We start from the raw sequence: 20,463 nt of genomic DNA, 5'->3' as shown, positions 1-20,463 counted from the left end.
CCGGTCGAGCCTGTATCATGCGCGGCCATCCTTTCATCCGAATCAAGGGATATTGACCTCGATGTCCAGCTACCTGTTCACCTCCGAATCCGTTTCCGAAGGCCATCCGGACAAGATCGCCGACCAGATTTCCGATGCGGTGCTGGACGCGATCCTCGCCCAGGATCCGCGCGCGCGCGTGGCCTGCGAGACCATGGTCAAGACCGGTGCGGCGATCGTCGCAGGCGAAGTCACCACCAGCGCCTGGGTGGACATCGAGTCGCTGGCGCGTCGCGTCATCAACGAGATCGGCTACAACAATTCCGACGTCGGCTTCGACGGCCATACCTGCGCCATCATCAACATGCTGGGCAAGCAGTCGCCGGACATCGCCGCCGGCGTCGACGGCACCGCCAAGAAGCAGAAGAAGCCGGAAGAACAGGGCGCGGGCGACCAGGGCCTGATGTTCGGCTACGCCTGCAACGAGGCCCCGGAATTCATGCCGGCGCCGATCTACTACGCGCACCGCCTGGTCGAGCAGCAGGCCAAGATCCGCAAGCAGAAGAACTCCAAGCTGCCGTGGCTGCGCCCGGACGCCAAGTCGCAGGTCACCCTGCGCTATGACTCGGGCCACAACGTCGTCGGCCTCGACGCCGTCGTGCTGTCCACCCAGCATGACCCGGGCATCAAGCACAAGGACCTGGTCGAAGGCGTGTACGAGCACGTCCTGCGCCCGGTGCTGCCGAAGAAGTGGCTGGAGTCGCTGCCGAAGAACAAGATCCACATCAACCCGACCGGCATCTTCGTGATCGGCGGCCCGGTCGGCGACTGCGGCCTGACCGGCCGCAAGATCATCGTCGACACTTACGGCGGCATGGCCCGCCATGGTGGCGGCGCGTTCTCGGGCAAGGACCCGTCCAAGGTCGACCGTTCGGCCGCCTACGCCGCGCGTTACGTCGCCAAGAACATCGTCGCGGCGGGTCTTGCTGACAAGTGCGAAGTGCAGGTGTCGTACGCGATCGGCGTGGCCGAGCCGACCTCGATCTCGGTGACCACTTTCGGCACCGGCAAGATCAGCGACGACAAGATCGAGAAGCTGATCCGCAAGCACTTCGACCTGCGCCCGTACGGCATCGTCAAGATGCTCGACCTGATCCACCCGATCTACCAGGACACCGCCGCCTACGGCCACTTCGGCCGCAAGCCCAAGCAGGTGTCCTACGTCGACGGCGCCGGCAAGAAGCACACCGCGACCGCGTTCTCGTGGGAGCAGACCGACCGCGCCGATGACCTGCGCAAGGCGGCGGGGCTCAAGAAGTAAGGCCACACTTGTCATTCCGAACGTCCCCCAAGGGGACTTCCTTCGGGGCGGAGTGAGGAATCTGCTTCACTGCCAGACAGCAGATCCTTCGCTTCGCTCAGGATGACAAGGTGAAAAACGGGCCGCCTCGCGGCCCGTTTCCTTTTCCAGCCAGGCGCTCTGCTTCTGTAGGAGCGGCTTTAGCCGCGACCGGAAAAACCGGTCGATCGTCGATCCAAGAAACGCGGCTGAAGCCGCACCTGCAAACTCGATACGGATTACGCTCTTTTGACCATCGCCACGCCCGCCGCACCTTCGCCCATGGACGCCGCCGACCCCACACTGCCCGATCGCCTGCGCGCCGCCCTGGAACTGCTGGAGTCGATCGCCGCCGACCGCACCCTGCTCGACGCCATGCCCGCGGACGATCGCAAGCGCCTGCACCAGGCCGTGGCCCAGGTCTACCACCCCGAGCCCGGCATGCGCCGGCAGAAACTCAAGGCGCTCGAGCGCGAGCGCAACGCCGAGAACATCCGCCGCGCCGACGCCATGCTCGACCAGACCGGCATCCGCGCGCTGCGCCGGCGCCCGGTGTTCACCACGCCGAACTACTTCGTGCCGCAAGACGGCCGGCTGCTCGGCTTCGAGGCGCACGACCCTAGCGGCGAAACGCCGGAACTGCGCGAATCGCTTGAACTGCGGCATTGCTACGTCTGCAAGCAGAAGTACACGCTGATCCACCACTTCTACGACCAGATGTGCCCGGCCTGCGCGCAGTTCAACTTCGCCAAGCGCACCGAGCTGGCCGACCTGCGTGGCCGCGTCGCGCTGCTGACCGGCGGCCGCGTCAAGATCGGCTACCAGGCCGGCCTCAAGCTGCTGCGCGCTGGAGCCCGCCTGATCGTCACCACGCGCTTCGCGCGCGATTCCGCCGCACGTTACGCGCAGGAACCTGATTTCGAGCAATGGGGCGATCGACTCGAGGTGTTCGGCCTCGACCTGCGCCACACCCCCAGCGTCGAGGCGTTCTGCCGCGAACTGAGCGCGCGGCTGCCGCGTCTGGACTTCATCATCAACAACGCCTGCCAGACCGTGCGCCGCCCGCCGGAGTTCTACGCGCACATGATGGCCGGTGAAACCGCGGCGCTGAAGGACACGCCCGAGGCCGTACGCAAGCTGCTCGGCAGCTACGAAGGCCTGCGCAGCTACGACCTGCTGCCCGAAGCGAACGCGACGGCGATGCAGGTCGCGATCGGCCGCGGCGCCGGCGCGGAAGCAGTCGGCGAAGCGGCCGGACTGACCCACGCCGCCGAGCTGTCGCAGGTGCCGCTGCTGGCCGAGGAACTGCTCGGGCAGAAGCACCTGTTCCCCGAAGGCCGGCTCGACCAGGACCTGCAGCAGGTCGACCTGCGCGGGCGCAACTCGTGGCGCCTGCTGATGCACGAAGTGCCGTCGGTGGAATTGCTGGAAACCCAGCTGGTCAACGCGATCGCGCCGTTCATCATCAACGCGCGCCTGAAGCCGCTGATGCTGCGCACGCCCGACCGTGACAAGCACATCGTCAACGTGTCCGCGGTCGAAGGCCAGTTCTACCGTAACTTCAAGACCACCCGCCACCCGCACACCAACATGGCCAAGGCCGCGCTCAACATGATGACGCGCACCGCCGCGGCCGATTACCACGGCGACGGCATCCACATGAACTCCGTCGACACCGGCTGGGTAACCGACGAGGATCCGATCGAGCTGGCCACCCGCAAGACGCTGGAGGAACGCTTCCACCCGCCGCTCGACATCATCGACGGCGCTGCTCGCATCGTCGACCCGATCATCGCCGGCCTCAACACCGGCGAGCACGTGTGGGGGCAGTTCCTGAAGGACTACAAGCCGACGGATTGGTGAGGTCCGTCCGCGCCGCATGCCGTCCTTGGCTCGCCTGTCCCCAAAGGGAACTTCCTTCGGAGCGCGGGAAAGGGCTGCGCCCCCCCTCGCGACCGCAGAGCGAAGCCTGAACCGGCCGCCCCGAGCGGCGAACATAGCCGCCCGGCGCGCCGACAACCGGTACAATCCTGTCCGTTCGCCGAGGGGCGCTGCGACCGTGACACAGAGCACGGCCAGGCTCGGCCTACCCTACCGTTCCAACCGCGCCCGATGTCCGCGAACACCCGCGGGAGCCCCGCCTGACCGGCCGGACTTTTCAAACTTCGGAGCTATCCAATGAACGCTGTCGCAAAAACCTTCTCGACCGAGGGTGACTACAAGGTCGCTGACATTTCGCTGGCCGACTTCGGCCGCAAGGAACTCGACATCGCCGAGCACGAGATGCCGGGCCTGATGTCGATCCGCAAGAAGTACGCCGCCGCCAAGCCGCTCGCCGGCGTGCGCGTGACCGGCTCGCTGCACATGACCATCCAGACCGCGGTGCTGATCGAGACCCTGAAGGACATCGGCGCCGACGTGCGCTGGGCGTCGTGCAACATCTTCTCGACCCAGGACCACGCCGCCGCCGCGATCGCCAAGACCGGCACGCCGGTGTTCGCGTGGAAGGGCGAGTCGCTGGAAGAGTATTGGGACTGCACGCTCGACGCGTTGACCTTCCCGGGCAGCGGCGCCGACAAGCACCTCGGCCCGCAGCTGGTGGTCGATGACGGTGGCGACGTCACCCTGCTGATCCACAAGGGCTACGAGCTCGAGAACGGCAGCAAGTGGGTCGACGAAGCCGCGTCCTCGCACGAGGAGCAGGTGATCAAGAACCTGCTCAAGCGCGTTGCTGTCGAACGCCCGGGCTTCTGGCACACCGTCGTGCGCGACTGGAAGGGCGTCTCCGAGGAGACCACCACCGGCGTGCACCGCCTGTACCAGATGGTCGAGCAAGGCAACCTATTGGTACCCGCGATCAACGTCAACGACTCGGTCACCAAGTCCAAGTTCGACAACCTGTACGGCTGCCGCGAGTCGCTGGCCGACGGCCTCAAGCGCGCGATGGACGTGATGCTGGCCGGCAAGGTCGCCGTGGTCTGCGGTTACGGCGACGTCGGCAAGGGCTGCGCCCACAGCCTGCGTGCTTATGGCGCGCGCGTAGTCGTGACCGAGATCGACCCGATCAACGCGCTGCAGGCGTCGATGGAAGGCTTCGAGGTCAACACCGTCGAGAGCACCCTGGGCCGCGGCGACATCTACGTCACCACCACCGGCAACAAGGACGTGCTGACCATCGCCCACCTGAGCCAGATGAAGGACCAGGCGATCGTCTGCAACATCGGCCACTTCGACAACGAGATCCAGGTCGATGCGCTGAACGCGTTCGCCGGCGTGACCAAGCTCAACATCAAGCCGCAGGTGGACAAGTACACCTTCGCCGACGGCCGCGCGATCTTCCTGCTGGCCGAAGGCCGCCTGGTCAACCTGGGCTGCGCCACCGGCCACCCGAGCTTCGTGATGTCGAACTCGTTCTCCAATCAGACGCTGGCGCAGATCGACCTGTGGGCGAACAAGGACGCGTACGAAGCCAAGGTCTACATCCTGCCGAAGAAGCTCGACGAGGAAGTCGCGCGCCTGCACCTGGAGAAGATCGGCGTGAAGCTGACCACGCTCACCAGCGAGCAGGCCGCCTACCTGGGCGTGTCGGTCGATGGTCCTTACAAGCCGGAGCATTACCGCTACTGATCGGCATCGGCGGTAGTTGACGATTCAAGGAAACGGGCGCTTCGGCGCCCGTTTCCGTTTGGTCGACCGACAAGGCCAAACGCTCGCGCCTGCGACCGGCCCTCTGCCACGCATTCAATTACACAGCCATCGCGATGGAGCGATATACTGCCGACATTCCGCGCCCGGACCCGCCATGACCAAGATCAGCTTCGAGTTCTACCCGCCCAAGACCGACGAGCAGCGCGCGCAGCTCGACAAGACCGCGGCCAAGCTCAAGACCCGGAACCCGGAGTACGTGTCGTGCACCTTCGGTGCCGGCGGCTCGACGCTGAGCTACACGCCCGAAACGGTCGAGCGCCTGCACCAGACGCACGGTCTCGACGCGGCCCCGCACCTGTCCTGCGTCGGCGGCACCCGCGCCGAACTGGGCGAGCTGATCGAACGCTACAAGGCCATGGGCTGCCGGCGCATCGTCGCGTTGCGCGGCGACCTGCCCTCGGGCATGGGCCACGCCGGTGAATTCCGCTACGCCACCGACCTGGTCGAATTCATCCGCCGCGAACACGACGGCTTCTTCCACATCGAAGTCGGCTGCTACCCCGAATGCCACCCGCAGTCGGAGGACGCGCTCGCCGACCTGCGCCACTTCAAGGCCAAGGTCGATGCCGGCGCCGACGGCGCGATCACCCAGTACTTCTACAACGCCGACGCCTACTTCCGCTTCGTCGATGACGCGCGCCGGCTCGGCATCGACGTGCCGATCGTGCCGGGCATCATGCCGATCTCCAACTTCAGCCAGCTCAAGCGGTTTTCCGATGCCTGCGGCGCCGAAATCCCGCGCTGGATCGGCAAGCGCATGCAGGCCTACGGCGACGATGTCGAGGCGATCCGCGAGTTCGCCGCCGACCTGGTCGCGACGATGTGCCGGCGCCTGGTCGAGGGCGGCGCGCCGGGCCTGCATTTCTACACCTTGAACCTGTCCAAGCCGACGCTGAGCGTGATCGCGCGCCTGGCCTGAGCCCGGACGCCGACGAGGTCGGCACACACGCCGTTGACGTCGCGGCGAGCAGGATCGAGGTCCCCGCCCGGCCCGCCTGGTCATGAATACGCGGCCGCATTTTCTTGCGGCACTGGTCTGGTTGATCGTGGCCCTGGCCAGCGCACCGGCCCCTGCCGCCGGCGGCCTCCAGCGCTGCCAGGCACGCGACGGCAGCCGCATCTACACCGACCGCGCCTGCGCGTCCTACGGCGCCCAGCCGCTGCCGTTGCCGGCCGACCTGCTCAACCGTTTGGCGCGCGAGCAGGCCGGAATGTACTCCACTGCAGGGGTCACGACGCCGACGCTGGCCAACGCCGGCATCGGCCGCCGCTCGCCCGCCAGCGGCTGTGCCCGCAACGCCCGCCAGCTGTCACTGGACCTGCAAGCTGCGTTTGCCCTGGGCGACGTCAACCGCATCGCCGAGAGCTACCACTGGGCGGGACTGCCGCACCGGCAAGGCCAGCAGATCCTGCAGCGGCTGCAGCAACTCACGCGTCGCCCGCTGCTCGATGCCCAGTATTTCGCGGCCACCATCGCCAGCAGCGGGCTGTCCTTCGCGCCCACGGCCACTGCGACCAGCGACGACGCCGGCATCGTGCAGCTGCGGTTCCAGGACCAGGTGGTCGACCTGACCGTTGCGCGTTACGCCGGCTGCTATTTCGTGCGCTTCTGAACGCAGGCCCTGAACCGGCCGCTCCCGTACTGCGATCGGCGCACTGTCCACGCCGCAAGGCCATCGCTAGTCTGGGCGGATGCAACGTCATGCACTCCGCGGCCTCCTCGTCCTGTCGCTCGCCCTGGCCGGAGCGCCGCCGGGGTACGCCCAAGTCCACCGTTGTACCGGTGCGGACGGCAACGAGGTCTTCACCGATCGCCAATGCACCGACATCGGCGGCGTCGAGCAGTTGTCGCGCGCGCCCGCGGTCGCTGGCGCACGCGCCGCGCGTGGCGGCTGTGCGCGCAACCTGCAGGACCTGATGTTCGAGATGACCAGCGCGATCGACGCGCGCGACGCGAACCGGCTGGCCGGCGTCTACCACTGGACCGGGATGTCGGGCAGCGGTGCCTATGCGGTGCTGACGCGGCTCGACGCCCTGGTGCAGCGGCCCCTGGTCGACATCGTGCCGGTCCTGCCCGATGTGGCAGCAGCAGCGGCCGGGGACGCGGGTGTCGATGCGCCGGCAATCGACGGCGACTACTACCCGCAGGCCAGCGTCCGGCAATCGCCGGTGGCGTTGCGGGTCGAACAGACCCTGGCCAACGGCAGCACGCCATCGCGCACGGTATTCGGCCTGCAGAAGCATTTCGGCTGCTGGTGGATCAAGGGCTGACTGCCGCAGCTTGGGACGGAGCGACGGCGCAGGGCACAATAGCGGCTTCCCCCTGATGGAAGCTGGCGATGCAATACCCCGAATGGATCTGGCACAACGGCGCGATCAAGCGCTGGGCCGACGCCACCACGCACGTGATGTCGCATGCGCTGCACTACGGCTCGTCGGTGTTCGAGGGTATCCGCAGCTACCAGACGCCGAGCGGCCCGGCGATCTTCCGCCTGACCGACCACAACACCCGCCTGTTCGCCTCGGCCAAGATCTACGACATGGCGATGCCGTACTCGCTGGAGCAGATCAACGCCGCTTGCCGCGACGTGCTCAAGGCCAACGACAACACCACCGATTACCTGCGTCCGGTCGCCTACCGCGGCCTGGGCGGTTTCGGCCTGTCGGCCGACACCCCGACCGACATGGCCGTGGCGACCTGGAAGATGGGCCAGTACCTGGGAGCCAGCGTGCTTGAACAGGGCATCGATGCCTGTGTGTCGAGCTGGCAGCGCTTCGCCCCCAACACCCTGCCGGCCGGCGCCAAGGCCGGCGGCAATTACCTGTCGGGCCAGCTGGTCGCGCGTGAGGCGCGCCGCCTCGGTTTCGGCGAGGGCATCGCCCTGGCCTCGACCGGCCTGCTGTCGGAAGGTGCCGGCGAGAACCTGTTCCTGGTGTTCGACGGCGCGCTGCACACCACGCCGGTCAGCGCGGCGCTGCTCAACGGCATCACCCGCAACACCATCATCACCCTCGCCCGCGATGTCGGCATCGAGGTGATCGAGCGCGACCTGCCGCGCGAGTACCTGTACCTGTGCGACGAGTTGTTCATGTGCGGCACCGCCGCCGAGATCACCCCGATCCGCTCGGTCGACGGCCGTCAGGTCGGCACCGGCAAGGTCGGCCCGGTGACGCGACAGGTGCAGGAGCTGTTCTTCGGCCTGTTCAACGGCAGCACCCAGGACAAGTACGGCTGGCTTGAGCCGCTGTGAGTTGAAGCGGGGCCCGGTCGATCCGGGCTTCGCGGCTTTGCGTTGAAGCCGCGCTCACCGCGCGCGGCTTCACGCCTGCGCCGCCGCACCTCAGGTGGTGCGCAACGAGGTGGCATCGAAGGCCAGCGTCGCGATGACGCCGTGCGGCTCGCCGGGCCGCACCGACACCTCCCAGCCGTAGAGGTCGCACAGGCGGCGCACGATCGACAGGCCGATGCCGCCGCCCTGCGAATGGCCGGCGTGGGTGCCGCGATAACCGCGCTGGAATAGCTTGGCGGCGTCCTCGGCGCTAAGCCCCGGACCGGAGTCGATCACCTCCACCGCCTTCGGCCCCAACCGCACGATCACCTCGCCCTGGGTGGTGTACTTGACCGCGTTGCCGATCAGGTTGCCCAGGGCCACCGCCACGGCCGCCTCCGGCGCATCGACGACCAGGCCGCGCTCGCCCTCGATGCGCAGCTCCAGCGGCTTGCCGCCGAGCTGGGCGCGGTGTGCGTCGAGCAGTTGTTCGGCGGCCTTGCCGATGTCGGTGGCGCCGTGCCCGCGCTCGTTGCGCGACAGCAGCAGCAGCGCGCTGATCAGGTCGGTGCACTGCTGCTCGGCGCGCTGGATGCGCAGCAGGCGGTTGCGGGTCTTGTCGTCAAGGTCCGGGCGCGACAGCAGCAGTTCGGAGGCGCCCTTGATCACCGCCAGCGGCGTGCGCAGCTCGTGGCTGACGTCGGCGTTGAATTCGCGGTCGCGCTGGACCACGTCGGTCAGGCGCTCGGCGTAGTCGTCCAGCGCCTCGGCCAGCTGGCCGACCTCGTCGTCGGGGAAGTGCGAGGCCAGGTTTTCCGGCTCGGAACTGCGCCCGGACTGCTTGAGCCGGTTGGCCAGCTCCGACACCGGGCTCATCACGCGCGAGGCGGCCCACCAGCCGACCACCAGCGACAGCAGCGTGAACAGGAACACCGATGCGTAGATCGCGCGGTTGAACTGCTGCTCGCCGCGCGTGGCCTGCGACATGTCGTAAGCCAGGAAAAACCACGCCGTCGGTGTCTTGCGCACCGCCAGCTTGTAGGCGAACGGCTCGCCGTTCTCGCCGACCCCGGTCATGCCGTAGATGCCGTCGCGCAGCCCGTACCACTCCGGCCAGTTGACCTGCACCGAGTCGAACTTGTCGGCGGTATAGACGTAGGCGCGTATCTGGTCGACCGCGAACTGCGGGTTGTCCGGGTTCTGCTCGTACTGCCGCGCGGCCTCGGTGATGTTGCGGTTCATCACGTCCTCGACCAGCTGGTTCTCCACGCGGTTGCGGGTCCAGTTGGTCGCCCACGCGAACAGCGCGGTCAGGCCGAAGCCGAGCAGGACGAAGGCGAGGATGATGCGGCTGCGCAGCTGCCGCCGGTAGCGCATCTTGCGCCGTCGTGGCGCGGGCTCCTCGGTCGCCGCCACGCAGGCTTATCCGTTGTCCGGGGCCGCGATGCGGTAACCGATGCCGTGCCGGGTCTGGATCAGCGGCACCTCGAAGGGCTTGTCGACCACGGCGCGCAGGCCGTGGATGTGCACGCGCAGGCTGTCCGAGTCCGGCAACTCCTCGCCCCACACCCGCGTTTCCAGCTCCTGGCGCGTGACCACCGCCGGCGAGGCCTCCATCAGCGCCTGCAGGATCTTCAGCGCGGTCGGGTTGAGCTGCAGCAGCTTGCCCTGGCGGCGCACTTCCAGCGTGTCGAGGTTGTATTCGAGGTCGGCGGTATTGAGCACCCGGGTCTGCACGCCGCGACCGCGCCGCGACAGTGCATTCAGCCGGACCTCGACCTCCTGCAGCGCGAACGGCTTGATCAGGTAGTCGTCGGCACCGGAGTCGAAGCCGGCCAGCTTGTTGTCGAGGCTGTCACGCGCAGTCAGCATCAGCACCGGGGTCTGCTTGCGCGCCTCGTTGCGCAGCTTGCGGCAGACCTCCAGGCCGTCGAGTCCGGGCAGGTTGAGATCGAGCACGATCGCGTCGAAGTCGTGGACCACGGCCAGGTGCAGCCCGGTGATGCCGTCGGCGGCGAAGTCCACGGTGTGGCCGCGGTCTTCGAGAAAGTCGCCAAGATTGGCGGCAATGTCCTGGTTGTCTTCGATGACGAGGATGCGCATTGGACCTTCCTGATTGATGGCCTTCGACCTGTGGTCGCCGGCGAGGTTCCAAGAGTTGGCAATCGACCCGGTGCAGGATCGATTGCAAGCTTGAATCGCAAGCTTAACGATTCTGCCAGAGCGCTCGCCGTGCACTGCTCACTGCCCGCACACGAACCACGCTGGCAAACAAAGGCCCAAGCGCGGGGCCGCCGCGCCTGGGCCAAAAGGGTATTGCCCCGATTACCGTAACCTGCATCGACCAGATCGCTGACTTGGCAGAGCGGCAGTGCTGCGGCCCGGACAGGCTACGCCGAAACCGATTAAACCGCTGTTAAAAGTTGGCGTTAAATAGATGTTAATCGGCCGACCGACAAAGCCATCACTTGAATAAAATCGCAAAATATCGGCATTTACCGCCGAATGTCGGCAAATTACCGTGAAGTCGCCACTCGCTTCGCCGTGCGACGCTTCAGCCGGCCGGCCACGTACTGGATGATCTCGGTAGCCACGTCGACGCCACTGGCCTCCTCGATGCCTTCCAATCCAGGTGAAGCATTGACCTCGAGCACGAGCGGGCCACGCTTGGATCGGATCAGGTCGACACCGGCCACGCCCAGTCCCAGCACGCGCGCGGCACGGATCGCCACGTCCTGCTCGGCGGCGCTGGCGCGCACGCCCTTGGCGGAGCCACCGCGGTGCAGGTTGGAGCGGAAGTCGCCCTTCGGCGCCTGCCGCTTCATCGCCGCGATCACGCGCCCGCCGACCACGAAGCAGCGCACGTCGGCGCCATGCGCCTCCTCGATGAACTCCTGCACCAGGAAGTTGGCGTACAGCCCGCGCAGCGCCTCGATCACGCCGCGCGAGGCCGACGGCTTCTCGGTCAGCATCACGCCAGTGCCCTGGGTGCCCTCGTTGAGCTTGATCACGTGCGGCGGCGGCCCGAGCATCGACAGCAGGTCCATCGTGTCGTCGGGGTTGTCGCCGAACACCGTGGTCGGCAGGCCGATGCCCTCGGCGGCGAGCAACTGGTGGCAGCGCAGCTTGTCGCGCGCGCGCAGGATCGCGTCGGACGAATTCGGGGTGAAGCTGTCCATCAGCTCGAACTGGCGCAGCACCGCCGAGCCGTAGCGCGTGACCGAGGCACCAACGCGCGGGATCACCGCCTGGTAACCCGAGATCGGCCGCCCCTTGTAGTGCATGCCGAAGCCGTCACTGGCGATGCGCATGTAGCAACGCAGCGGGTCGAGCACGCGCACGCTGTGGCCCTGCTCGCGCGCGGCCTCGACCAGGCGCCGGGTCGAATACAACTTGGTGTTGCGCGAGAGGATCGCGAGCTTCATTGGGGTGGCCGGCCGGGGGTCAGGCTGAAAGTGGGAGGCACGACGGGCGCATGCCTGCCGTGGAGGAAGGAGCGTGCCGGATCGACCGTGAACACACGGGCCATCGCGGTGCGCCCCAGCAGCATCGGGAAACGCATGCCACGACGATCCGACAGATTTATTTCAATTTCGCGTTCGATCCCGGCCAGGCACAACGGCGTGCGCAGGAACACACGCCGGGTGCGGCGGCCGCCGGAGTCGGTGACGTTGCGCTCGTCGTGGATCGGTGCGACCGACTCGATCACCTCACCGCCGACCAGGTCCGGGCTGAGGCGGAAGCCCACCCAGGGCGCGCCCCCCTCGCTGAACCGCCAATGCGCGTCGACGTGCAACGCCGAACTGCGCGCACCGCTGTCGATCTTGGCCCGTACCGCGCCAATCCCGAGGCCGGGCAAGGCCACCCACTCCCGCCAACCGAGCACGATCCTGCCTGCCATCGTGTCTCCGAAACCGAGTGCGCACCGACGCGCACTGGGATGCGCATGAACCAAAAACGGCGGTCGCAAGGGGCGACCGCCGTTGTAAGTATGGAGCGGGTGATGGGAATCGAACCCACGCTAGCAGCTTGGGAAGCTGCAGTTCTACCATTGAACTACACCCGCATGCCGCAAAGTCTATGCTCCGCGCCTGCGGCTTGGCAACGCGACGCCGCCACAGCGGCGTCGCGCGCCCGGCTCAGAAGCCGCTGCCGACGCTGACAAACACCGTCGTGTCGTTGCCGCCCTTCTGGCCCACGGTCAGGCTGGTGCCGAGATTGGCCTGCAGGCCGAACAGCTGCGTGCGCGCACCGAAAGTCAGCGTGCCGTAGTTGCGGTCGAACTCCTGGCCCGGCACCGCGTACGGCGCCGTGCCCGGCATCGAGCGCAGCTGGGCGAAGACCTCCTCGTCGGTTTCCTCGAACTCGCGGTCGTAGGTGAGGCGCGCGTAGGGCTTGAGGTGCTCGTTGATGGCGTAGTCGACCTGCCAGCCGGCGCTGCCGATCAGCGAGTCGAACTTCTGGTCCGAGAACGCCAGTGCGGTCGCCTCGGTGCTGTTCTCGGCGTAGCCGTCGATATCAATGGTCTGCGAGACCAGCGACAGCACCGGGCCGTGGGTCAGCGCGCCGTGCTGGAAGTTCCAGCCGCCCTGCACCGCCGCGGTGATGTTGCTGCCGTCCGGCGAGCCGCTGTGCACGCGCGCGGTCGGACCGAGCTTGACCTGGCGTTCCACGTCGTAGCTGAGCCAGGTGTAGCTGACCTGACCGTTGACCCAGGCCGCACCGCTGTTCCAGCCCAGGTAGCCGCCCAGGCTGGCATCGGTCTGGTCGAAATTGCCGCCGCTGTTGCCCCAGTCGATCTTGCCCTGGCCGTAACCGCCGAAGCCGCCGAACACCAGGTTGCCGCGGGCCCAGTCCACACCGGCGCTCAGCGCCGGGACGATGCCGTCGTAATTGTCGCCGTGGCCGTAACGCTGCGAGTCACCGCGCACGTCGGCCCACCAGCGCATGCCTTCGCCTTCGGCCCCGGGGCGGACGCCGACCTGCGCCGCCACGCGGTCGGCGCGAGCGCGGCCGGTGGTCGCTGCCGAATGCGGCAGCACCGACAGCTGGCGCGGCGCTTCCAGCACCGAGATCGCGTAGTCACCAAGGATCGCGTGCGCCTTCGTCGAGGGGTGCACGCCGTCGGCGAAGGCGTAGGTATCCGGCGCGCTGGGCGTGGCGTAGGTGGCCGGGTTGCAGGTCAGCGAACTCTCGATCAGGCAGGCCGTGCCGGTGGTGTTGGTGATGCCGTACGGCGCCGGGTTGGCGACGATCTCGCGCAGCAGGTGGAAGGTATCGAGCGGAATCACCCGCAAACCCGCCGACGCCAGGCCGCCGAAAAGTGCGTCGTTGTAGCCGGTCGCCAGCGCCGTGGCCTGCGCCGAGACGAGTGCGTTCGCGCCGAACTGCGGCGTGATGCCCAGGTCGGGAATGTTGGCCACCAGCACGTAACGCGCACCGGCCGCCTCGAGCGTGGCGACATTGCTGACCTGCGCAGCCACAGCCGCGCCGACGATGGCCTGCACCTGCTGCGGCGTGGCCCCGAGCCGGGCCGCCTCCGCGGCCGCGAAGAGGTCGTTGGCGCCGCCCCAGGTCGTGTACAGCGCATTGGCATCAGCCCGACCGCCGTTGGCGGCCAGATGGGCGGCGATCTGGGACTTCAGTGACAACGTCGGCAGCGCTGGAGTCGGCCCGGCACGGTCCGTCGCCACCCTGGCACCACCGATGGCGTAGTTGCTGCCGCCCTGACTGATGCTGGATGCGTCGGTTCCGTAGTAGTTGGCCACGTGCTCGGACCAGACCAGGCCCGGGTTGGTGGTGAAGCGGCCCAGGATCGCTGCCGAAGGGTTGACGGCCACCAGCGCCGGCCGGAAATAGCCCGAGTCGGTCAGGCTGTCGCCAAAGAAGACGGTCTGCGAGTAGGTCTGCGCAAACGCCGGTGCGGTCGCCAACGCCAGAGCGGCGGCCAGCACGGTGCGGACGGGTTTCATCATGGAAGTCCCTGGAGTGTCTTTGAATGGAAGTGATCCGTCCGGGCGGCATACGCCCGCGGATGGCCGGCATCGAACCACGCGCCGCCGCCGCGTACAAGCCGCAGCGCGGCAAAATCCGTGCCCACGCTGGCCAGTCCCGGTCCGCAAGGGGACAATGGCGCATGGACATCCTCTTGAACGGCGAGCCGCGCGCGGTCGCGGCGCACACCACCGTGCAGCAACTGCTGCAGGCCGAGGGCCTGGGCGAACGCCGCGTCGCGGTCGAGGTCAACGGCGCGATCGTGCCGCGCAGCCGCCACGGCGAGCAGGCCCTGGCCGACGGCGACCACATCGAGATCGTGCACGCCCTCGGCGGCGGGTGAGGCCGTACGCCTGCGAGGCACTGCCTCGCGCACGGGCCGAACGCCCGGCCATGGATGGGCCGGACAGGGCTGTCCGAAGCCCGCAACGCGACACCATGGACGGCATCGGCACGTCCTCGAATGCGCAAGGGCAGGCATCGCCCGCTGGTAAACTAACCGGATGACCGCACCGACCCACCTCGACCCCCTCGTCATCGCCGGCAAGCCCTACGCCTCGCGCCTGCTCACCGGCACCGGCAAGTTCACCGACCTCGAACAGACCCGCCTGGCCACGCAGGCCGCCGGCGCGCAGATCGTTACCGTCGCGATCCGCCGCAGCAACATCGGCCAGAACCCGGGCGAGCCGAATCTGCTCGACGTGCTGCCGCCCGACCGCTACACGATCCTGCCCAACACCGCCGGTTGCTATACCGCCGACGACGCGGTGCGCACCTGCCGCCTCGCGCGCGAGCTGCTCGATGGCCACAACCTGGTCAAGCTGGAAGTGCTCGGCGACCAGAAGACCCTGTACCCCGACGTGGTGCAGACCCTGGTCGCGGCCGAGACGCTGGTGAAGGACGGCTTCGACGTGATGGTCTACACCTCCGACGACCCGATCCTGGCCAAGCGCCTGGAGGAGCTCGGCTGCGTGGCCGTCATGCCGCTGGCCGCACCGATCGGTTCGGGCCTGGGCGTGCAGAACAAGTACAACCTGCTCGAGATCGTCGAGAACGCGCGCGTGCCGATCATCGTCGACGCCGGCGTCGGCACCGCCTCCGATGCCGCCATCGCGATGGAGCTGGGCTGCGACGGCGTGCTGATGAACACCGCCATTGCCGGGGCCAAGGATCCGGTGCTGATGGCGCACGCGATGAAGCTCGCGGTCGAGGCCGGCCGCGCCGCGTTCAAGGCCGGGCGGATTCCGCGCAAGCGCTTTGCCAGTGCGTCTTCGCCGGTCGATGGATTGATCGGTTAATGACTGATCCGTTCTCGAGCGACGGCGCCAAGACCCCGCCCAAGCCTTTCACCATCGAGGCAGGCCGCCGCCAGGTGCGCAGCTTCGTGCTGCGTCAGGGCCGCTTCACCGAGGCGCAGCAGCGCGCGTTCGACACGCAATGGCCGCGCTTCGGCCTCGACTACACGGGTACCCCGCGCGACTTCGCCGCCGCCTTTGGCCGCAGCGCCAAACGCGTGCTCGAGATCGGCTTCGGCAACGGCGAGGCCCTGCGCTTCGCCGCCCAACACGACCATGCACGCGACCTGATCGGCATCGAGGTACACGCGCCCGGCGTCGGCCGCCTGCTCAATGCACTGGCCGAAGACGGCAGCGACCACGTCCGCGTCTACCACCATGACGCGGTGGAAGTGCTGCGCAACGAAATCGCCGACGGCTCGCTCGACGAGGTCCGCATCTACTTCCCCGACCCCTGGCACAAGAAGCGCCACAACAAGCGCCGCCTGGTGCAGCCGGAGTTCGCCCAGTTGCTCGTCGGCAAGCTTGCCGGCGACGGCCGCTTGCACCTCGCCACCGATTGGCAGGACTATGCCGAGCAGATGTGGAATGTACTCGACGCAACCCCCGGCCTCGTCAACCGCGCCGGCCCGCGTGGCGCGGTGCCGCGACCGGACTGGCGACCGCAGACCCACTTCGAGACCCGCGGCCAGAAACTCGGCCACGGCGTGTGGGACCTCCTCTATGACAAAAGCCGGGATTCGTGATTCGTGATTCGGGATTCGAGACTGAAGACCGCTCGTCATCCTAGGCCGATCCAGGCCCGCTCCCGCACAGGCGCACGAGCCTGCTTTCGCGAATACCCAATCCCGAATCACGAATCACGGCCCTGATGGACACCGCGCTGACGCTCACCACCGACATGAAGCTCGTGCTCGGGCTGGTGGGCTTCACGATGGTGATGTTCCTGTTCGAGCGCATCCGCGCCGACGTCGTCGCCCTCGTCGTGCTGGTGCTGCTGGGCCTGTCGGGCCTGGTCGAGCCCGAGGAGCTGTTCAACGGCTTCTCCGGCAACGCGGTGATCAGCATCATCGCGACCATGATCCTCGGCGCCGGCCTCGACCGCACCGGCGCCCTCAACCGCCTCGCCGGCTGGTTGCTGCGCCGCGCGCACGGCGTCGAGCAACGATTGCTGCTGCTGACCAGCGCGGTCGCCGGCCTCAACTCCTCGATCATGCAAAACCCGTCGGTGATGGCGCTGTACATGCCCGTCGCCGCGCGCCTGTCCTCGCGCACCGGCCTGACCCTGCCGCGCCTGCTGCTGCCGATCGCCGCCGCGATCGTGATGGGCGGCGGCCTGACCATGGTCGGCAATTCGCCGCTGATCCTGCTCAACGACCTGTTGCTCGCCGCCAACAGCAACCTGCCCTCGGGCGCGGCCACCATTGAGCCGCTGAAGATGTTCGCGCCGCTGCCGATCGGCCTGGCCCTGCTCGGCGCGTCGCTGGCCTACTTCCATTTCTTCGGCGACAAGCGCCTGCGCGACGACGACAGCAAGGGCGCGACGCCGGCGCGCACGCAGAGCTACTTCGCCAAGGCCTACGGCATCGACGGCGACGTCTACGAGCTCACCGTCAGCGCCGACAGCCCGCTGGTCGGCATGTCGCTGGGCGAGGCCGAGGCGCTGCACAACGCGCCGCTGCTGCTCGCCCTCAAGAGCGACAGCGAGTCGCGGCTGGCGCCGCCGGCCGATACCCGCATCTGGGTCGGCAGCGTGCTCGGCGCGATGGGCCCGCGCCAGCAGGTCAGCGACTTCGCCCAGAACCACTTCCTGCGCATGAGCGCGCGCCTGCGCAACTTCGGCGACCTGTTCAACCCGAGCCGCGCCGGCATCTCCGAGGCGGTGGTGCCGGCAACCTCGAAGTTCATCGGCAAGAACGGCCGCGACCTGCAGCTGCGCAAGCAGATGGGCCTGAGCCTGCTGGCGATCAACCGCGACAAGACCGTGCTGCGCGAGAACGTGCGCGACGTGGCGCTGCGCGCCGGCGACATGCTGGTGTTCCACAGTATCTGGACCGACTTGGCGCAGGCTGCGGCGAGCAAGGACCTGGTGGTGGTCACCGACTACCCCAAGGGCGAGCAGCGCCCGCACAAGTTCAAGATCGCCATGGCGATCTTCGCCGTGGCGATGTTGCTGGCGCTGTCCTCGCGCCTGCCGGTGTCGATCGCGCTGATGACCGGCGTGGCCGGCATGCTGGTCGCCGGTGTGCTCAACATCGACGAGGCCTACGCGGCGATCAACTGGAAGACCGTGTTCCTGATGGCCTGCCTGATCCCGCTGGGCTGGGCGATGGACTCCAGCGGCGCGGCGGCCTGGGTCGCCGGCCACACCATCGAGCGCTTGCCCACCGGCACGCCGGTGTGGCTGCTGGAGGTGGCGCTGGGTGTGTTGACCACGGTGTTCTCGCTGGTGATCAGCCACGTCGGAGCCACCATCGTCGTGGTGCCGCTGGCGATCAACATGGCGCTGGCCGTCGGCGGCAACCCGACCGCATTCGCGCTGATCGTCGCGCTGTCGGCGTCCAACAACTTCATGACCGCATCCAACCCGGTGATCTCGATGATCACCGGACCGGCCGGCTACAGCGGCAAGGAGCTGTGGCGGATCGGCGGGCCGTTGTCGCTGGTCTACACGCTGGTGATCGTGCTGATGGTCAATCTGTTGTTCTGATCGCCGCGACAGGGAACCCGCAGGGCAGCCCGCTTTTCCGTCACCGTATTGTTAGGTGTCTTTCCGGAGTTTCGCGTGCAGATCACAAGAGCGACTCAGGCGGAACTTCCCGCCATGTGGGACATTTTTCAGGCGGTCATTTCCACTGGCGATACGTTGCCCTTCGCTGGCTCTCTAGACCGCGACACATTCCGTACCCATTGGTTCGGGCCGCATACGTCGTATGTTGCCGCAGTCGGCGGTGACGTAATCGGCATGTACAAGGTGGGGCCCAACTACCCAGACCTTGGGTCTCATGTAGCCAGTGCAACTTACCTTGTCGCTCCATCCGCTCAAGGCAAAGGCATTGGCCGCGCTTTGGTCAATCACAGCATCGCACAGGCCCAAAGCGAAGGTTTTCTCGCCATGCAGTTCAATTATGTTGTGAGTACAAACCTGCCGGCCGTCAGGCTCTACGAGAAGCTCGGCTTTGCTATCGTGGGCACGCTTCCTAAGGCGTTCCGCCACCGGCAACATGGCCTTGTTGATGCGCATGTCATGTATCGGCGCCTGCAGCAAGGCACCTAACAATTCATTCAAGCCGTAGCCGCTCCGCAGCGCCGTTTGATTCACACGTCAGCCGCCTCCTCCCAGGACTGCGGAATCGCCCGCGTCGGTGGCCGCAAGCCGTTGAACCCTCAGGCCAACCACACCGCGCCGTCACGCACCGTCACCTCGACCGCGCGCAGCGCCTCGCCGCGGCACGGCCCGGCGACGCACTCGCCGCCGCGCAGCTCAAAACTGGCGCCGTGTGCCGCGCACACCAGCAGCCCGTCCTTGCTCTTGAGGAACTGCCCCGGCGCCCAGTCCAGGCGCCGGCCCGCATGCGGGCAGATGTTGAGCCACGCGCGCACGTGATCGCCGTCACGGTAGAGCAGCAGCGATTCAGCATCGCCGTCGATCACCGCTTCAACTTCGGCGAAAGCACCGTCGGGCAAGCGTTCCAGCGCCAGCAACGGCACCGCCGCAGCGGCCCCCTCTTGCGCATTGTTTAACGAAGTTCTCACACCCTCGTTCATGCCTGCACCGATACTCGCCTGCCCGGCGTATTGCCGCATTGTGTCACGACGTACGAAATGTTCGCCCAGAGCTTCCGCTTCGACCACGCCCGCCTCCGCCAAGCCTTCGAACCGCGCAAGCCGCGGCACCCGCTGCTGCGCTTCGCGCTCGGCCTGGTGGGACTGGGGGTGCTGGTGGTGCTGGTGATGTTCAGCGTGGTGCTTGGCGCGGCGATGATCGTCGCCGGCGTGGCCTACAAGCTGTTGAAGCAGCGCGGCCGCCCCGTCGCCCGCGATCCGCGCGTCGTCGATGGCGAGTACCGCGTCGTCGACCAGTCCGTGCTCGACCGGCAACGCTCGCACACGCACCCCCTGTAAACCGCGCATGACCGACGTGATCGCGGCGCTGCCGCCAACCCGGGTTCCTGTTCGCGGTGGTGGTCCTGGCGCCAATCGATTTTTTCCTGTCCACCGCATCTACTGCGTCGGCCGCAACTTCGCCGATCACGCACGCGAGATGGGCGCGACGGTGCCAACCTGCGCCGCCGACCGCGGCACTCCGGTGTTCTTCCTCAAGCCAACCGACGCGATCGTGCTCGACGAGGCCGTGCCCTACCCGCGCGGCACCCGCGAGCTGCATCACGAGGTCGAGCTGGTGGTCGCGCTCGGCCGCGACGCCCCGGCGGGCGAGCTCGATCCGGTCGACGCGATGGCGCTGGTATTCGGCTACGCGGTCGGTCTCGACCTGACCCGTCGCGACTTGCAGGGTGCGGCCAAGGCCAAAGGTTTGCCTTGGGACACCGGCAAGGCGTTCGATCACTCCGCACCGATCAGCGCGATCGTGCCGGTCGCTGACGTCGGCGAACTCGGCGCCCGCATGCTGAGCCTGCAGGTCAACGGCGAAACGCGCCAGCGCGGCTCGCTCGCCGATCTGGTCTGGAGCGTGCCGGAAATCCTGCACGAGCTGTCGAAACTCTACGCGCTGCGCGCCGGCGACCTGGTGTTCATGGGCACGCCGGCCGGCGTCGGCCCGCTGTGGCCGGATGATCGCTTCGATGCCGTGCTCGAAGGCGTGAGCGAGCTGTCGGGCCGGATCGTCGAACAAGCCGGCGTCGCGGACGCGGCGCTATAG

The 20,463-nt window shown here is 67.4% G+C and carries 20 protein-coding genes, 1 tRNA gene and 1 riboswitch; of the genes, 14 read left to right on the top strand and 7 right to left on the bottom strand.

What is annotated here, in order from left to right; translation table 11 throughout:
• Positions 1-61 precede the first annotated feature (61 nt).
• The 7 genes from metK to ACFOLC_RS07735 all read left to right on the top strand — a co-directional run bounded on the left by metK (position 62) and on the right by ACFOLC_RS07735 (position 8,277).
• Positions 62-1,300, top strand: coding sequence for a methionine adenosyltransferase (gene metK, locus ACFOLC_RS07765; RefSeq protein ID WP_386758676.1), 1,239 nt, complete (start codon positions 62-64; stop codon positions 1,298-1,300).
• 273 nt (positions 1,301-1,573) lie between these two features.
• On the top strand, positions 1,574-3,181 hold the full coding sequence (locus tag ACFOLC_RS07760) for an SDR family NAD(P)-dependent oxidoreductase (RefSeq protein WP_386759024.1): 1,608 nt from the start codon (positions 1,574-1,576) through the stop codon (positions 3,179-3,181).
• A 174-nt stretch (positions 3,182-3,355) separates the two neighbouring features.
• Positions 3,356-3,436: riboswitch (S-adenosyl-L-homocysteine riboswitch) on the top strand.
• 60 nt (positions 3,437-3,496) lie between these two features.
• Positions 3,497-4,945, top strand: coding sequence for an adenosylhomocysteinase (gene ahcY, locus ACFOLC_RS07755; protein ID WP_386758675.1), 1,449 nt, complete (start codon positions 3,497-3,499; stop codon positions 4,943-4,945).
• A 175-nt stretch (positions 4,946-5,120) separates the two neighbouring features.
• Positions 5,121-5,945 (top strand): methylenetetrahydrofolate reductase [NAD(P)H], encoded by an 825-nt coding sequence (gene metF / locus ACFOLC_RS07750; RefSeq protein ID WP_386758674.1) that lies wholly within the window; start codon positions 5,121-5,123, stop codon positions 5,943-5,945.
• Between the two features lie 82 nt (positions 5,946-6,027).
• A complete protein-coding gene (locus tag ACFOLC_RS07745) occupies positions 6,028-6,639 on the top strand; it encodes a hypothetical protein (RefSeq protein WP_386758673.1) in 612 nt (203 codons plus the stop codon).
• A gap of 79 nt (positions 6,640-6,718) precedes the next feature.
• Positions 6,719-7,297 (top strand): hypothetical protein, encoded by a 579-nt coding sequence (locus ACFOLC_RS07740; protein WP_386758672.1) that lies wholly within the window; start codon positions 6,719-6,721, stop codon positions 7,295-7,297.
• A gap of 62 nt (positions 7,298-7,359) precedes the next feature.
• Positions 7,360-8,277: a branched-chain amino acid transaminase gene (locus tag ACFOLC_RS07735; RefSeq protein ID WP_386759023.1), complete on the top strand. Its 918-nt coding sequence runs from the start codon at positions 7,360-7,362 to the stop codon at positions 8,275-8,277.
• 90 nt (positions 8,278-8,367) lie between these two features.
• On the opposite strand, the gene ACFOLC_RS07730 is transcribed toward ACFOLC_RS07735, so the two are convergent.
• The 6 genes from ACFOLC_RS07730 to ACFOLC_RS07705 all read right to left on the bottom strand — a co-directional run bounded on the left by ACFOLC_RS07730 (position 8,368) and on the right by ACFOLC_RS07705 (position 14,246).
• Positions 8,368-9,672 (bottom strand): sensor histidine kinase, encoded by a 1,305-nt coding sequence (locus tag ACFOLC_RS07730; protein WP_386759022.1) that lies wholly within the window; start codon positions 9,670-9,672, stop codon positions 8,368-8,370.
• A gap of 45 nt (positions 9,673-9,717) precedes the next feature.
• Positions 9,718-10,398, bottom strand: coding sequence for a response regulator transcription factor (locus tag ACFOLC_RS07725; RefSeq protein ID WP_386758671.1), 681 nt, complete (start codon positions 10,396-10,398; stop codon positions 9,718-9,720).
• 413 nt (positions 10,399-10,811) lie between these two features.
• Positions 10,812-11,720 (bottom strand): 30S ribosomal protein S6--L-glutamate ligase, encoded by a 909-nt coding sequence (rimK, locus tag ACFOLC_RS07720; protein ID WP_386758670.1) that lies wholly within the window; start codon positions 11,718-11,720, stop codon positions 10,812-10,814.
• Positions 11,717-12,196 carry an ATP-dependent zinc protease family protein gene (locus ACFOLC_RS07715; protein ID WP_386758669.1) on the bottom strand — a complete coding sequence of 160 codons (480 nt, stop codon included), beginning with the start codon at positions 12,194-12,196 and terminating at the stop codon, positions 11,717-11,719. The genes rimK and ACFOLC_RS07715 overlap by 4 nt, the downstream gene beginning before the upstream one ends.
• A gap of 91 nt (positions 12,197-12,287) precedes the next feature.
• Positions 12,288-12,361: transfer RNA gene (locus ACFOLC_RS07710), tRNA-Gly, on the bottom strand.
• A 73-nt stretch (positions 12,362-12,434) separates the two neighbouring features.
• Positions 12,435-14,246 carry an autotransporter domain-containing protein gene (locus tag ACFOLC_RS07705; RefSeq protein ID WP_386759021.1) on the bottom strand — a complete coding sequence of 604 codons (1,812 nt, stop codon included), beginning with the start codon at positions 14,244-14,246 and terminating at the stop codon, positions 12,435-12,437.
• 185 nt (positions 14,247-14,431) lie between these two features.
• On the opposite strand from ACFOLC_RS07705, the gene thiS reads away from it, so the two are divergent.
• From thiS to ACFOLC_RS07680, 5 genes are all read left to right on the top strand, one after another.
• On the top strand, positions 14,432-14,632 hold the full coding sequence (thiS, locus tag ACFOLC_RS07700; RefSeq protein WP_386758668.1) for a sulfur carrier protein ThiS: 201 nt from the start codon (positions 14,432-14,434) through the stop codon (positions 14,630-14,632).
• Positions 14,633-14,792: 160 nt separating this feature from the next.
• On the top strand, positions 14,793-15,587 hold the full coding sequence (locus ACFOLC_RS07695; protein ID WP_386758667.1) for a thiazole synthase: 795 nt from the start codon (positions 14,793-14,795) through the stop codon (positions 15,585-15,587).
• Positions 15,587-16,330 (top strand): tRNA (guanosine(46)-N7)-methyltransferase TrmB, encoded by a 744-nt coding sequence (trmB, locus tag ACFOLC_RS07690; protein ID WP_386758666.1) that lies wholly within the window; start codon positions 15,587-15,589, stop codon positions 16,328-16,330. The genes ACFOLC_RS07695 and trmB overlap by 1 nt, the downstream gene beginning before the upstream one ends.
• 125 nt (positions 16,331-16,455) lie before the next feature.
• The gene (locus ACFOLC_RS07685) at positions 16,456-18,294 is read left to right on the top strand and encodes an SLC13 family permease (RefSeq protein ID WP_386758665.1); all 1,839 of its coding nucleotides are present in this window, start codon (positions 16,456-16,458) and stop codon (positions 18,292-18,294) included.
• 75 nt (positions 18,295-18,369) lie between these two features.
• Positions 18,370-18,861 carry a GNAT family N-acetyltransferase gene (locus ACFOLC_RS07680; RefSeq protein WP_386758664.1) on the top strand — a complete coding sequence of 164 codons (492 nt, stop codon included), beginning with the start codon at positions 18,370-18,372 and terminating at the stop codon, positions 18,859-18,861.
• A 110-nt stretch (positions 18,862-18,971) separates the two neighbouring features.
• Here ACFOLC_RS07680 and ACFOLC_RS07675 read toward each other — a convergent pair whose 3' ends face one another.
• Entirely contained in the window at positions 18,972-19,352 is a 381-nt protein-coding gene (locus ACFOLC_RS07675) for a Rieske (2Fe-2S) protein (RefSeq protein WP_386759020.1), read from the bottom strand.
• A 57-nt stretch (positions 19,353-19,409) separates the two neighbouring features.
• On the opposite strand from ACFOLC_RS07675, the gene ACFOLC_RS07670 reads away from it, so the two are divergent.
• Both ACFOLC_RS07670 and ACFOLC_RS07665 read left to right on the top strand, forming a co-directional pair.
• On the top strand, positions 19,410-19,709 hold the full coding sequence (locus ACFOLC_RS07670) for a hypothetical protein (RefSeq protein WP_386758663.1): 300 nt from the start codon (positions 19,410-19,412) through the stop codon (positions 19,707-19,709).
• A gap of 7 nt (positions 19,710-19,716) precedes the next feature.
• Positions 19,717-20,463 (top strand): fumarylacetoacetate hydrolase family protein, encoded by a 747-nt coding sequence (locus tag ACFOLC_RS07665; RefSeq protein ID WP_386758662.1) that lies wholly within the window; start codon positions 19,717-19,719, stop codon positions 20,461-20,463.

The sequence above is a fragment of the Lysobacter cavernae genome (assembly GCF_042648505.1).
GTDB classification, from domain to species: domain Bacteria; phylum Pseudomonadota; class Gammaproteobacteria; order Xanthomonadales; family Xanthomonadaceae; genus Lysobacter_L; species Lysobacter_L cavernae.
This window is presented reverse-complemented; position numbering and strand designations above follow the sequence as displayed.